Origin of the sequence: Sporosarcina thermotolerans (assembly GCF_030067815.1) — a bacterium.
Classification (GTDB): Bacteria; Bacillota; Bacilli; order Bacillales_A; family Planococcaceae; genus Sporosarcina; species Sporosarcina thermotolerans.
Genome location: NZ_CP125968.1, coordinates 1,196,048 through 1,210,080, shown reverse-complemented (window position 1 = coordinate 1,210,080; position 14,033 = coordinate 1,196,048). Strand labels below are relative to the sequence as shown.

10 protein-coding genes and 4 pseudogenes are annotated in these 14,033 nt (G+C 42.5%); 4 read left to right on the top strand and 10 right to left on the bottom strand.

Annotation, left to right across the window (positions count from 1 at the left end; translation table 11 throughout):
- The first annotated feature begins 164 nt into the window (after positions 1 to 164).
- On the top strand, positions 165 to 686 hold the full coding sequence (locus QNH10_RS06820; RefSeq protein WP_283734012.1) for a gluzincin family metallopeptidase: 522 nt from the start codon (positions 165 to 167) through the stop codon (positions 684 to 686).
- Positions 632 to 1,876, top strand: a complete 1,245-nt coding sequence (locus QNH10_RS06815) for a M3 family metallopeptidase (RefSeq protein ID WP_283734011.1) — start codon at positions 632 to 634, stop codon at positions 1,874 to 1,876. Before QNH10_RS06820 ends, QNH10_RS06815 begins: the two co-directional genes overlap by 55 nt.
- A gap of 102 nt (positions 1,877 to 1,978) precedes the next feature.
- On the opposite strand, the gene QNH10_RS06810 is transcribed toward QNH10_RS06815, so the two are convergent.
- Positions 1,979 to 2,932: a zinc-binding dehydrogenase gene (locus QNH10_RS06810; protein WP_283734010.1), complete on the bottom strand. Its 954-nt coding sequence runs from the start codon at positions 2,930 to 2,932 to the stop codon at positions 1,979 to 1,981.
- A gap of 112 nt (positions 2,933 to 3,044) precedes the next feature.
- On the opposite strand from QNH10_RS06810, the pseudogene QNH10_RS06805 reads away from it, so the two are divergent.
- A pseudogene (locus QNH10_RS06805) lies at positions 3,045 to 4,298 on the top strand (MATE family efflux transporter); the annotation flags it as partial.
- Positions 4,299 to 4,370: 72 nt separating this feature from the next.
- Here QNH10_RS06805 and rlmD read toward each other — a convergent pair.
- The 4 genes and pseudogenes from rlmD to QNH10_RS06790 all read right to left on the bottom strand — a co-directional run bounded on the left by rlmD (position 4,371) and on the right by QNH10_RS06790 (position 8,487).
- Positions 4,371 to 5,738 carry a 23S rRNA (uracil(1939)-C(5))-methyltransferase RlmD gene (rlmD, locus tag QNH10_RS06800; protein WP_283734009.1) on the bottom strand — a complete coding sequence of 456 codons (1,368 nt, stop codon included), beginning with the start codon at positions 5,736 to 5,738 and terminating at the stop codon, positions 4,371 to 4,373.
- Positions 5,739 to 5,996: 258 nt separating this feature from the next.
- The gene (gene cydS, locus QNH10_RS21070; RefSeq protein WP_381427617.1) at positions 5,997 to 6,104 is read right to left on the bottom strand and encodes a cytochrome bd oxidase small subunit CydS family protein; all 108 of its coding nucleotides are present in this window, start codon (positions 6,102 to 6,104) and stop codon (positions 5,997 to 5,999) included.
- A 12-nt stretch (positions 6,105 to 6,116) separates the two neighbouring features.
- Positions 6,117 to 7,144, bottom strand: a pseudogene (locus QNH10_RS06795) (cytochrome d ubiquinol oxidase subunit II).
- A complete protein-coding gene (locus tag QNH10_RS06790) occupies positions 7,141 to 8,487 on the bottom strand; it encodes a cytochrome ubiquinol oxidase subunit I (protein WP_283734008.1) in 1,347 nt (448 codons plus the stop codon). The pseudogene QNH10_RS06795 and the gene QNH10_RS06790 overlap by 4 nt, the downstream one beginning before the upstream one ends.
- Before the next feature lie 298 nt (positions 8,488 to 8,785).
- Between QNH10_RS06790 and QNH10_RS06785 the strand changes: the two genes are divergently transcribed.
- Positions 8,786 to 9,220, top strand: a complete 435-nt coding sequence (locus QNH10_RS06785) for an NUDIX hydrolase (protein WP_283734007.1) — start codon at positions 8,786 to 8,788, stop codon at positions 9,218 to 9,220.
- A 29-nt stretch (positions 9,221 to 9,249) separates the two neighbouring features.
- On the opposite strand, the gene QNH10_RS06780 is transcribed toward QNH10_RS06785, so the two are convergent.
- The 5 genes and pseudogenes from QNH10_RS06780 to gatA all read right to left on the bottom strand — a co-directional run bounded on the left by QNH10_RS06780 (position 9,250) and on the right by gatA (position 14,008).
- A complete protein-coding gene (locus QNH10_RS06780) occupies positions 9,250 to 10,197 on the bottom strand; it encodes a diacylglycerol kinase (RefSeq protein WP_283734006.1) in 948 nt (315 codons plus the stop codon).
- Between the two features lie 101 nt (positions 10,198 to 10,298).
- Entirely contained in the window at positions 10,299 to 10,868 is a 570-nt protein-coding gene (locus QNH10_RS06775; protein WP_283734005.1) for a thioredoxin family protein, read from the bottom strand.
- Between the two features lie 245 nt (positions 10,869 to 11,113).
- On the bottom strand, positions 11,114 to 11,509 hold the full coding sequence (locus tag QNH10_RS20535; RefSeq protein WP_347178043.1) for an Asp-tRNA(Asn)/Glu-tRNA(Gln) amidotransferase subunit GatB: 396 nt from the start codon (positions 11,507 to 11,509) through the stop codon (positions 11,114 to 11,116).
- 237 nt (positions 11,510 to 11,746) lie between these two features.
- Positions 11,747 to 12,543 (bottom strand): annotated as a pseudogene (gene gatB / locus QNH10_RS20530) (Asp-tRNA(Asn)/Glu-tRNA(Gln) amidotransferase subunit GatB); the annotation flags it as partial.
- Positions 12,543 to 14,008 (bottom strand): annotated as a pseudogene (gene gatA / locus QNH10_RS06765) (Asp-tRNA(Asn)/Glu-tRNA(Gln) amidotransferase subunit GatA). The pseudogenes gatB and gatA, both read right to left, overlap by 1 nt.
- Between the last annotated feature and the right edge of the window lie 25 nt (positions 14,009 to 14,033).

The following is a 14,033-nucleotide window of genomic DNA, read 5'->3' as shown; positions in this document are numbered from 1 at the left end:
TGTTACTGCTTTATATGCCTATGATAATCGACTATGTATCCCTTTTTTTCCCCACAAAAAATTGTTTGTTAATTCTTTTGAAAAAGCTGGATTTGATACCTATTAAAAGCATATTATTAATATTGGGGTTATTAAAAATTTTCTAAAGGGGAGGAGATTTATCCATGACGCAAGATATAGCTCAAAATTATTATAAAGAATTAATTGATTTACAAGATGTAGAAGGTGTCGAGGCTCAATTTCGAATTTTACTTGAAGTTCCAATTGAATCCATTTCTGACCTAGAAAAGTGGTTAAAGGATGAAAAGGATTTAATGATTAAAATTATGGAGGCGATGATAGGTCACCAAGTCGATTTCTTCCGAAACACAGAGGATGCTGACATCAAGTCAACGTTTCTTCATGATCAGCAAGTCATCCAACCACTTTTAATGAAATATGAGGCAAAACTGAATGAGAAATTCTGTGATTCTCCATATTTCAATCAAATAGATGAAAACCGTTACGGTTTAATGCGTCGCGTTCGCGAGTCCAAAGTTAAATTGTTCAGAGAAGAAAACATTCCATTAATGGTAAAAGAACAAGAACTCTCTACGAAGTATAGTGAAATTATGGGAGGGCTAACAGTTGAATGGGAGGGGAGGAAAAGCCTTTACCGTTTGTCGAATCCCAACTTGATAATTTAGACAGAGCCGTGCGAAAAAAAGCTTATCTCTTAATAAGGTCAGCCTATCGACAGATTAAGCCCGATATGGATGCCATCATGGATGAGCTCGTTCAACTACGCCATCAAATTGCATTAAATGCAGGCTTTGAAAATTATTGTGATTATATATTTGTGACCAAAAATCGTGAGTATAGTGTTCAGGATTGTTATGATTTTCATGAAAATGTAGAAAAACATATTATCCCTGCTTGGAACAGACTTGCAGATGTTTTTAAGTCTAAGCTAAGTGTCGATACTTATCGCCCCTGGGATAACACCGCTAAACTCTTGAAAAACCCACCATATACCGAGGTGTCCACTCTTATGGATGGCGTTGGTGAGATGTTAGGGAAAACCGACCCATATTTCGCAGACCGTTTCGATTACATGAGAGAGCATGGATTACTCGATCTTGGAGATCGAAAAGGAAAAAGCCCAGGTGGTTTCTGTATCGACTTACCTGTTTCAGGAAATAACTTTGTTTTTGCAAACATGAGCCCATCCTTCTTCTCTCTTATCGCATTAATTCATGAAATGGGTCATGCGGTGAATGGATATCTCCAGTTTTCAGAGCAGGGTCCTCTTGAAGAATACCAATGGCGAGCGGAAATCGCTGAACTGTATTCCCATGGGATGGAATTGCTCTTATTGGATAAACTAAATCAGTTTTACTCAGAAGAAGAATTTAAGAACGCTCAGCGTGAGGAGCTAAGAAGGGCTTTTACAATGCTATTCGGACCATTATCAGGGGATCTCTTCCAACATTGGATGTATACGAATCCTAAACACACCCCCAAAGAGCGTGATGAAAAATTCTTTGAAATCTCAAAACGTTATGGCTTAAACCCTGTCGATACTTCTGGGTTTGAGGAGGAAATTGGAATGAGCTGGGTAGGCACCCTTCATTTTATTCAATATCCTTTCTATACTATTGAATACTCCATCTCGATGTTAGGGGCTCTTCAATTACTTGAGAATTATCAGAAAGACCCAGAGTTAGCTGTCGAATCCTTTAAAAAAGGTGCAAGTGTGGACTACAATCAATCCATCGCAGCTATATATAAAGAAACTGGGGTCAGTTTTGATTTTTCAGAGCCAACTGTCAAACAAATGGGTGAATTCCTAGAAAAGTCATTCAAGACATTCATTAACGAAGCGGAAGTAAAATGAAAAAGCAAATCCCAAGTTTAAGTCGGGATTCGCTCTTTTTTAAACTTCACACCAATTCCAACCACGTTACAGCCTCAACATGTGCAGTGTGTATGTGGCAATTTATTCAAATATAGCTACTAAGCGCCCTTTTACTTCATGATTTTTGAGTTTTTCTAAGCCTTTGTCGACTTCTTCAAACGGAATGGTAACAAGAGTTGGATTCATTTTACCAGTAGCGAAGCAATCATATACACCTTGTAAGTCTTCTACAGATCCGCCATTACTTCCTAATAGCTTAATTTCTTTTGTAATCATTAAATACGTATTGATATTGGATTCTAATTTACCCATACCAACAATTACAACTGTTCCTTCTCGTCTTACAGCTTCCAGTGCATCAGAAGTTGTTTGGCCAAAACCAGCAAAGTCAACAATGACGTCACACTCTGCTTCTTTCATATCTAAAATTGAGTCGTAAACTTTATGAGCACCTAATTCTTCAGCAAGTTTTCGAGCTTCAGGAGAAACATCTGTAGCGTACACTTCGCAACCTTTAATCTGTGCCATTTGCAAAGCAAATTGACCAAGTCCACCGATACCGATAATTCCTAATTTCGTACCTTCTTTTGCTTGTCCAATACTGAAAAGCGCACGATAAGCTGTAATTCCTGCATCTGTTGAAGCCGCCCCTTCTGCAAAGGTTACGCTTTCGGGAATAATTACACATTGATCCGCAGGAACGCGCACTTTTTCTGCATAACCGCCGTCATAAGTGTACCCCGCAGTTACTTTCGTTTCTCGATTCATTGGGTTAGCCCCGACTCGGTCTCCAACTTTAATGTTTTCAACGCCTTCACCCACTTCAATAACAACCCCAGCAAACTCATGCCCCATAATAACAGGACCATTTGGGAATAGTGGCATCCAACCTGGATCTTGTAATGCTGCAACGTCTGAATGGCATAGACCAGCAGCTTTTACGTCTATCACAACTTGACCAGGAATCGCTTTTGGATCTTCTTTTTCAATTAATTTTAGTGGTTTATTTGTACCTGAAAATAGCCAACCTCTCATACTATCGCCCTCCAAAATTGTTTTACTACTTTCCTTAAAATTTCGGTCCAATCTAGCTTTTGAGACCACCCTATAGGTTGTGGTTACATTTATAGTGTAACTGCTTTCATATACGTTTATGTTGAGCGCATTGTCAGATAATGCAGTGTCGGGCGTGGGGGCTGCTAATCAGTATATTCATATTGCCATTCTCGTGCTTGAAGTTGTCGGAAATGGAGCCGCGATTCTCGTCTCCCAATATCTTGGATCGAAGAGATACTTAGAGGCATCCAAAATTTCAGCACTGGCGATTACGTTGAACCTGATTGTTGGACTGATTATGAGTGTATTATTCGTTCTGTTTTCCAGAAATATTATGATTGCAATGAATTTACAAGGAGATGTATTGGACTACGCCACCAGATATTTGGTCATTGTAGGAGGGGCTATTTTCCTGCAAGCCATTATCAATTCATTGGCAGCAATCATTCGGGTGCATGGCTTTACGAAACAGACGATGCTTGTTTCGTTGGGTATGAATATTTTTCACGTCGTAGGGAATTATTTGCTCATTTTTGGGAAGTTCGGTTTTCCTGAATTAGGTGTTCAAGGGGCTGCAATTTCTTCAGTCGTTAGCCGTTTACTTGCGATGATTGTGTTTTTCTGGTTGCTTTATCGGGTGATGGAGTACCGCGTGGAATTCCGCTATTATATTACGCTTTCAAAAGAATATATAGGGAAAATATTGCAGATTGGCATCCCATCCGCGTTCGAACAAATTATGTACCAAGGCTGTCAAATTGTCTTTTTGTATTACGTCACTTATTTAGGGGCGGAATCGTTGGCAGCTAGGCAGTATGCCGTGAATATCTCCATGTTTACGTATTTATTTGCAATTGCAATTGGAATGGGTACTGCCATTATTGTAGGACGTCTGGTCGGCGGTGATAAAAAGGATGATGCATACAAAAGCGTCTGGACGAGTGTGAAGTGGGCATTGTTGTTCACATTATGTATGGTCGCACTCGTCATGATTTTCCGCTATCCTTTATTAAAACTATTTACGGATAATCCGGCTGTTATTGAAATAGGTGCCACCGTCTTATTGCTAAGCATTGTCCTTGAAACGGGACGGACGATGAATATTGTCATTATCAATTCATTACGTGCGTCCGGGGATGCGAAATACCCCGTCATCATCGGTGCTTTTTCGATGGTCGCCATGAGTTTGCCATTAGGTTATTTGTTAGTTTTCCAATTGAATCTTGGACTTGTTGGCGTATGGCTAGCCATTGCGGCAGATGAATGGGTACGCGCTACCATTATGTACTTCCGATGGAAAAGTAGACGATGGGAAAGATATGCGCTCGTTTCACCAAATAAATAACGAAGATAAAAACAGGAGGAGAAAAATGACGTGTTTTTCTCCTCCTGTTTTAGTTATTTTTATCTTTGTTGTTTATTCTTTTAATGTCAGCAATGCCACGCACTCGACGTGGCTTGACTGCGGAAACATGTCCACTGGCTGCACTTCTTTCGTCTGATAGCCACCATCTTCCAAGATTCGCAAGTCGCGTGCCAGTGTTCCTGGATTGCAGGATACATACACAACCCGTTTTGGTTTATATTTTAGGATCGTTTGAAGCAATTTTTCATCACAGCCTTTACGTGGTGGGTCGACGACTAAAACGTCAAATCTTTTCCCTTCCGCATACCATCTCGGAATAACGTCTTCAGCAGCACCCGATTCGAAATAGGCATTTGTAATGCCGTTCAATTCTGCGTTTCTTTTAGCGTCCTCGATTGCTTGTGGCACAATTTCTACACCGTACACTTCCTTCGCCTTTTGCGCAAGGAACAATGAAATCGTACCGATTCCGCAGTATGCATCGATTACCATTTCCCCACCTGTCAACTGGGCATAGTCAAGTGCTTGTTTGTAGAGCACTTCAGTTTGAGCGGGGTTCACTTGGTAGAAGGAACGTGCCGATATTTCAAACTGGATGTCGCCAATCGTGTCGATGATAAATGACTTGCCGTACAAGCAAATCGTTTCATTTCCGAAAATGACGTTCGTTTTTTCGCCATTGACGTTTTGCATGATGGACGTCACTTCTGGTACAACGCTTTTGATCAGTTCAACGACTGCCTCTTTTTGAGGAAATTTCTTTTTAAGGGTCACAAGGACAACCATGATTTCCCCAGTCGCTTTCCCTTTCCGGACAATTAAATGTCGAAGCATGCCGCGATGTGTTTTTTCGTTATACGCATCCAGTCCAATTTCGTGCATTTTATGCTTCAACGTTGACATCAGTTCATCGGCTTCTGCGCTTTGAATGATACAAACATCGGTATCAACGATGTGATGTGTTTTGGATTTGTAAAATCCTGATACAACCTTCCCATCGCGCTCGGCAAAGGGGATTTGAGATTTATTGCGATAGCGCCATGGATCTTCCATTCCTTTAACGGGATGGACAGGAACGTCTGGCAATTTTGCGATTCGGTCGATGACGTCTCGGACTTGTTTTTGCTTTTGGATGAGCTGTGCTTCATATGACAAATGCTGCAGCTGGCAACCGCCGCATTCCCAGAAGACGTGGCAAGGTGGTGTGATGCGATCAGGAGATGGCTTTTTCACATCAAGCAGACGTGCGAATCCATAATTCTTCAACGTCTTTCCGACTTGGACTTCAACATCTTCTCCAGGTAATGCTCCTGGGATGAAGAGTGGATACCCTTCCACTTTTGCAACGCCCGATCCGTCATGTGTCAAATCCTCAACATGGACAGTGAGACGGTCGTTTTGATTTACAATAAAAGACATGATTTTTCCTCCAAATTTCGTGTGATACAAGTTTAACATTATTTCGTCTAAAAAAGTGAAGGGAAGTCGCCTACATCAGTGCGTCAAAGGTCCCGAAATGACCATATATCTCGGGAAATGATTGATATAAGTTGGGAAATGATCGATAACTCCTCCCAATTGATCGATAAATGCTGGGAAATGATCGATATCCGGCGGGAAATGATCGATAAGTTTTCAAGGCGCAAAAAACAGACGCCACAAGACGTCTGTTTTCCATTAATCCTTCTTATTCACAGAACCGTCCAACGGTGCGACGAGAAACGCGATGACAATGGCAGCAATTAGGATAATAAATGGTGCATAAAAAATTATAAAATTAGACATGATTCATCCCTCCTAAGCATGGAAATTATCCTTTCCACGCACATAGTCTTTATTGAACAGGAATAGGCGCATAAGTAGCACTAGTGACGGGATCAACAAACCAAGACCTAAGATGAAAACTACAACAAGCGAAATCGCCATCGCTGGGTTCGTGAAAAACTGTCGTAGATCGTTAAATGCGGGTAGAGCAAATAGGGATAATGCGATGCACCGTATCCGAAAAACGCGAATGCGAATTGCCCTGCAAGTAATCCGAACGCCCAACCATAATTGCGTCGTTTCGCAAGTAGCCAAACCGTTCCTACGAACATCAAAAATGAAATAAGGAACATCGGCCAAAATGTCTGGATATTAGTATAGTGATCGAAATTATGCCTCCGTAGCTCGAAAATGATTCCACCTGCTGTGATGATAGTCGGCAGCGACCAGATGAGCGCGTATTTCCGAAGCAAGTCTGTCGCATCGACGTCCCCTGCTTTATTTGCATACCATGTCAGAAATGTAGCGGAAATATATAGTGTTGCCGCGATGCTTAAGACAACTATTGCCCACGTCAGCGGACTCGAGAAAAGAACCCAATAATCGAGCACCGGATGCCCATCTACCATGTCGATGAAGCCGCCTTCCGAAATAGTAAGGACGATAGATAACGATGCAGGTAGCAATAATCCCGCAACGCCGTACATGAACGAATACCCTTTATGTCCACGTGCCCCGTACGTTTCGAATGCATAATACGAACCGCGAATCGCGAGTAGGATAACTCCAATGCTGACAGGTACTAATAATGTCGTTCCATAGTAGAATGCCGTCTTCGGGAAGAACCCGATAATCCCTACGAAAAAGAAAACAAGGAAAACGTTTGTCACTTCCCAGACAGGCGATAAATAGCGTTGGATGACTTTTGTCAGGATCCGATCTTTTCCCGTCAGCAAACTATATGCATTGAAAAATCCAGCACCGAAGTCAATTGCACCGACGACGATATACCCGAAGAGGAATGACCAAAGAACCGAGATTCCTAAGATTTCAAGGTTCATCGTACTTCACCGCCTTTTTCTATATCTCGATCAGCAAGCTCTTGTTCTACAGGGTTTTTAAAGAACATTCGTCTAAGGACGACAATGCTTCCGACTCCAAGGATTAGATATAGCAACGCAAAAAGCATAAGCATTAAGTCGACTTGCCCGCTTGTCGTCGCGGCATCCTCGACACGCATAATCTTGCGAAGGATCCAAGGCTGCCTTCCGACTTCCGCAAGCCACCAACCTGATTCGATGGCGATCATTGTCAACGGTGCTCCAAGGACAATAAGCCAACGGAACCACTTGGTAGACACGCGTCTCCATCCACGATTGACGCCAATCCAATACAATGCGGATAGGATTGTCATCCACATACCAATGAACACCATAATGTTGAATAAATAATGGATATAAAGTGGCGGTATTTCATCCTCCGGAAATTGATCCAGACCAATGACTTCTGCTTTCGGATTATTATGCGCAAGCATGGAAAGCCCAAACGGAATTTCAAGAGCATACTTCACTTCCCCATCACTTAACACGCCAAGCAAAATGAGTGGGGCATTTTCCTGCGTTTCAAAATGCCACTCTGCGGCAGCCAACTTTTCCGGTTGGTACTCCGCCAGGTATTTACCAGAGAAATCTCCGATCAATGCAGTTGCGAGCGAGAAAATGAACCCTAATTTCATCGTTAGAAAAAGAGCTTTTTTATGATAAATATGGTCCGAACCTTTCAGTAATCGGAATGCAGCAATTGCCGCTAACACAAAAGCAGCGGTCATATACGCAGTGATAACGACATGTGCCACTTTCGTAGGCATCGCAGGGTTGAACATCGCGATAATCGGGTTGATGTTTACGAGTTCTCCGTTGACGATGTCGAATCCTTGAGGGGCATTCATGAACGCATTCACCATCGTTATGAATACCGCGGAAAAAGATGCGCCGATAGCAACAGGCACTAATAGCAGTAAATGCTTTTTCTGATTTTCAAATCGGTCCCAAGTATATAAATAAATACCGAGGAAAATGGCTTCAAAAAAGAATGCGAATGTTTCCATGAAAAGTGGAAGTGCAATGACATTCCCGGCAAACTCCATGAAATTTGGCCATAGCAAGGATAATTGCAGACCGATCACGGTCCCTGTCACGACACCGACGGCGACCGTAATTACAAATCCACGTGCCCATCGTCTTGCAAGCAATATATAGTGTTCATCGTTTTTTTTGATACCCACCCATTGCGCAATCATGATCATGAGTGGGATACCGACACCGATTGTTGCGTAAATGATATGGAAGGTTAATGTCAATTCCGTTAGGACACGTGAATAAAAAACAGCTTCTTCATTTCCCATTTACTATTCCTCCTTCAACTTCCGAAAACTCTTCCCACAATGGACAACAACATTATTCCTGCTACGGTGAAAACTATCCACATAAGCCATTTCTCTTGTTTTTTATACACGGATCATACGCCTCCTATGTGAGTAAATCTCCTTGTATCTATATAAGATGACCATCGCTTATTACTTTTCCCTTTTTGGGATCGAAATAACAAAATTGTCACAGCAACCGTGAACTATTTTTGACAACAACACTCTTGAGAGTAATTTGAATGTTTTGTATAATAAGGATTAAAGGGAGATGAGCACAATGGAAGTGAAACGAAAAGTTTTAGCTTACATTACAAAAGGGGAAAACACCGAACGCAAAATCCTTGTGTTCGATCAAAAAGGGAACCCTGATGCAGGTTTGCAAGTTCCTGGGGGAACAATCGAAAGGGACGAGTTGCTCATTGATGCGTTATATCGGGAAATTGAAGAAGAGACCGGTATTAGACGTGAGCAACTGGAGTTAAGGGGGAAAGTGCATAAAAGAAATTACTTTCCTGAACATAGAAAAGATGTTATTCATGAGCGGAATATCTTTCATCTTATTTATATAGGAGACGATGAAACTGAGTGGGATAATCTTGTTCAAAGCGAGGGGCAGGACAACGGTATGATTTTCCATTGCCAATGGATGCCGATTCATAATTTACCGCAACTTGCTGCTAGGCAGGATGAAGATATCGAGTTTATTGTCTAAAACAACATAAATAAAAGCTGCAAGGATTCTTAGTCCAATGCAGCTTTTTCATCGTCTTCGTCTAAAACAATTCTGTCTTGTTCCCGCAATTGATCAAGTGTGGCGAACATTTCAACATGGCGGTATTTAATCTCAAATTCGGCGGGTAGCGTTCCGCCATACTCACCATCTAAATTCAGTAGAACTTCCTCTGAAGAAGTGACCTTTATTTTAGATGCTTGCGATGAGATTACTAACGGATCATCCAGGTGTTCACCGCGTAATGCCAAACTAACAACTCGGATGAATTCAGCAATACTACACTTTTTCAATACCAATAATGTGAACTTACCATCATTAATACTTGAATTAGGTGCAAGTTTTTCTAATCCACCTACAGAATTTGTAAGTCCAACGAGAAACAGCATCGCTTCCCCTTCAAACACATTATCATCGTACTCGATTTTCACATTACTCGAATGGAAGGAAGGCAACATCTCGATACCTTTCAAGTAATAAGCAAGCTGTCCAAGAACAGTTTTAAGCTTGCTTGGCACTTCATATGTCAATTCGGTCATCCGGCCACCGCCAGCTATATTGATGAAATGGCGTTTGTTCATAAGCCCGACGTCTACTGGTATTGTTTCGCCCTTTATAATGATATCCACGGCCTCATCAATATCACGGGGAATGCGCAGTGCCCGTGCAAAGTCGTTCGTTGTTCCGGTTGGAATCAGTCCAATTTTCGGTCGTTTTTCGCATGATGAAATACCCGCAACGACTTCATTTAACGTTCCATCACCACCTGAGGCGATGATGACGTCAAAACCGCGTTCTACAGCTACCTTCGCAGCCACAGTCGCGTCGCCTTCCGCGGTTGTCGCATGTACTGATGTTTCATATCCCGCTTTCTCAAGCTTTTCAAGCACGTCAGACAGATGCTTCCGGAATATTTCACGTCCTGCTGTCGGATTATAAATGATTCGTGCACGCTTCATACATGTTCCCTCTCAATCATACAAATTATTGCACTTGCATATGCGTTACTGATCCAGCAATAGGACGCCTTATGTTAAAGATATGTTGCACCCTTTACCCGTCAATTCGTTTTCTGTAGTGCCGGCATGAATGTTTTTCTAATGTCTTCATAGACCGTTAACCATAATTCGGGTTGTGTCGTATATTCTGTCATCAGTTCCGAAATGAATGCGCGTTGCTTTTCGTCGAATGCAGGGTCTTCCTTCGTCGGGAGTTGCTTACGGCGCTCAAGCACATCCTCCTGTATTGCAGTAGCACGTGGACCCCATTTCGCAAGGATTTCCCCTTCATCATCAAGAAGGAGATAAATTGGTATCGATCTTCCGCCATTCGTCAAATGCATATCAATCAAATCTGTATCTTCATCCCGATAGGCAGTCCGAACATCCAATTCAGCAGCTTCTGCAATTCTACGAAGGATTGGATTATTCATCATGGCGTCCCCGCACCAATCTTCAGTTATAACTAAAACATTAGGCTTTTTCTCTTTCAAAATTTCAATGAATTCATCGTCCTGCGGCACTTCGAATTTTTCGTAGATCCCGAAGCTGTTCTCTTTATGCTTCTCCATCTTTTCCATATACGCTTCTAGCGTTATTGCTTCATCAAAATATTGTTTTTCAGTTTTCATAGCTAAACACTCCTTTTCCTTAGTTTAAGTCTATTCGTTAAGACAATCAAATAGGATGCAAAACAAAAGCGGAGGGTGGCGGTTTGCCTCGACAGGCGTAAGGCGGATTTGTGAAACGGCGGTTTTTGCCGTGTAGCAAAGCTGACTTATGACCCGAGAGGCTGCCACCCGAAGCTAGACTTGGAGGCTTTATTTGAAAAACGCCCTATACGAAATTTCTCGCATAGGACGTTCTCCATATTTTGTTATCGCTTGTTAATTTCCTCAAGGAGGATTTTATTGACTAACGGCGGGTTAGCTTGACCCTTCGTCGCTTTCATCACTTGTCCGACGAGGAAACCGACAGCACGGTCCTTACCGTTTTTATAGTCTTCAATCGATTGTTCATTCGCATCTAAAATTTCACTTACGATTGTGCGAAGCGTACCTTCATCCGAAATTTGAACGAGACCTTTTTCTTTCACGATATCAGCAGCGTTTCCACCATTCTCGATTAGTTCCTTAAACACTTTCTTCGCAATCTTGGATGAAATAGTACCATCCGCAATCAGTTTAATCATACTGGATAGTCCCTCTGGTGTTAGAGCTGTATCATGCAGTTCTTTTTGCTCTGCATTCAAATAAGCGGAAACCTCACCCATCAACCAGTTGGAAGCAAGTTTCGCATCGGCTCCAGCAGCAACAGTTGCATCGAAGAAGTCCGACATTTCCTTCGTCAATGTCAATACATGTGCATCATATTCTGGTAAGTCTAACTCTTGGACGTAACGAGCTTTACGAGCGTCAGGAAGTTCCGGGATTTCAGCACGCACACGGTCTTTCCATTCTTGATCGATATGGATTTCAGGAAGATCCGGGTCGTTGATAAATCGGTAATCATTCGCACTTCCTTTAACGCGCATGAGTACGGTTTGGCCTGTCGTCTCGTCATAACGGCGTGTTTCTTGTTGGATTTCCCCTCCAGAAAGAAGGATTTTTTCCTGGCGTTCAACTTCATTCGCAATTCCACGACGTACGTAGTTGAAAGAGTTCAAGTTCTTCATTCCGTTTTTGTTCCAAATTCCTTCTGACCGAATGGGCGCAATGAAATATTGGCGTCACATCGGAGTGACCCTTCCTCCATACGAACATCGGAAACGCCTGTATATTGGATGATTGCTTTCAATTTCTCAAGGAATGCATATGCTTCTTCAGGTGAGCGGATATCCGCTTCCGTAACGATTTCGATAAGCGGCGTTCCTTGTCTGTTTAAATCGACGAGTGAATAACCGTTATCCGTGTGCGTCAACTTACCTGCATCTTCCTCCAAGTGAACACGTTCGATACGAATCTTTTTCTTTTTCCCTTCAACTTCGATCTCAATCCAGCCGTTTTGGCCGACAGGTCGTTTATCTTGGGAAATTTGGTAAGCTGCAGGATTGTCCGGATAGAAATAATGTTTCCGGTCGAAATTCATGACGTCCGCGACTTCACAATTCAAGGCGAACGAAGCTTTCATTCCGAAGTCAACCGCTCGTTTGTTCATTGTCGGGAGCGTCCCAGGGTATGCCAAGTCAGTGACGTGGATATTCATATTCGGCTCCGCTCCGTAATGGGATGGTGCCGGTGAAAAGATTTTCGTATCTGTTTTCAATTCAACGTGGACTTCAAGCCCAACAATCGTTTCAAAGTTCATTATTCATTCCCCTCCCCTAAAGATGGAGATTGTGTATGAAAATCAGTCGCTTGCTCATAAGCGTGAGCAACTCTGTAAAGAAGCGCTTCATCAAAATGCTTCCCAATGATTTGCAAGCCCACTGGCATTCCATTAGAAAGACCACATGGTACTGAAATCGCCGGAACGCCCGCCAAGTTGACAGAGACTGTTAATACGTCATTTGCATACAATGTCAATTGATCCTGCACCGCGCCGCCAATTTTATAGGCTGTTGTAGCACTCGTTGGACCGATGACCACATCATATTTTTCAAATAAAGTAGCAAAATCTTGAGCAATAAGCGTACGGACTTTCATCGCTTTGACATAAAGATCCTCATGATGATCCGCGCTCAATGCGTACGTTCCGTAAAGAATCCGCTTTTTCACTTCAGTTCCGAATCCTTCAGAACGTGAACGCAAATAAATCTCTTCCAAGTTCTTTGCGCCTTCCGGATGGTAACCGTATCGGATGCCGTCAAATCTTGCAAAATTAGAAGAAGCCTCTGATGTAGCAATCGCATAATAGACCGGTGAAGCGTATTTGGAATGTGGAAGCGTTACCTCTTCGCAAGTTGCGCCAAGGGATTCAAGGACTTTTAATGCTTGCATAACGGACTCTTTTACGTCTTCCGCAACGCCTTCGCCTAAGTATTCCTTAGGAACCGCAATTCGCAATCCTTTAATGTCCCCAGTCAAGCCTGCACGGAAATCAGGAACCTGAATAGGCGAGGATGATGAATCCCACTGATCCAATCCTGAAATCGCATTCAAAAGAAGCGCATTGTCCTCAACAGTTCGAGTGATTGGTCCGATTTGGTCCAATGAAGACGCGAATGCAACAAGACCATAACGAGATACTCGTCCATATGTCGGTTTCATCCCGACAACACCACAAAAAGCGGCAGGTTGACGGACTGATCCGCCCGTATCTGTGCCAAGAGAGAAGGTACTTCCCCTGCTGCAACAGCTGCAGCTGATCCACCAGAAGATCCACCTGGAACGCTATCCAAATTCCATGGATTATGAGTTGTCTTGAATGCCGAACGCTCTGTTGTTGAACCCATTGCAAACTCGTCCATGTTCAATTTCCCTACGCTGACCATACCGGCTTGGTTAACTTTGTTCATGACAGTCGCATCATAGACTGGAACAAAATTTTCAAGCATCTTGCTCGCACATGTCGTTGTGATGCCTTTTGTAATGATATTATCTTTTATGCCGATTGGCAGTCCGAACAAAGGGCCACGATTTTCCATCGGTTCATTATCTAAAGATTCCGCTCTGGATAATGCTTCTTTTTCAGTCACCGTAAGAAATGCTTGCACTTTTCCGTCAAGCTTCGCAATTTGTTGCAATGAATCTTCGGTCAATTCTTTGACAGAGACTTCCCGATTATGTAAAAGTTGTTGAAGTTCTGCTGCCGACTTTTTCATTAACGTCATATTACATCCTCCTCAAAACCCGTTC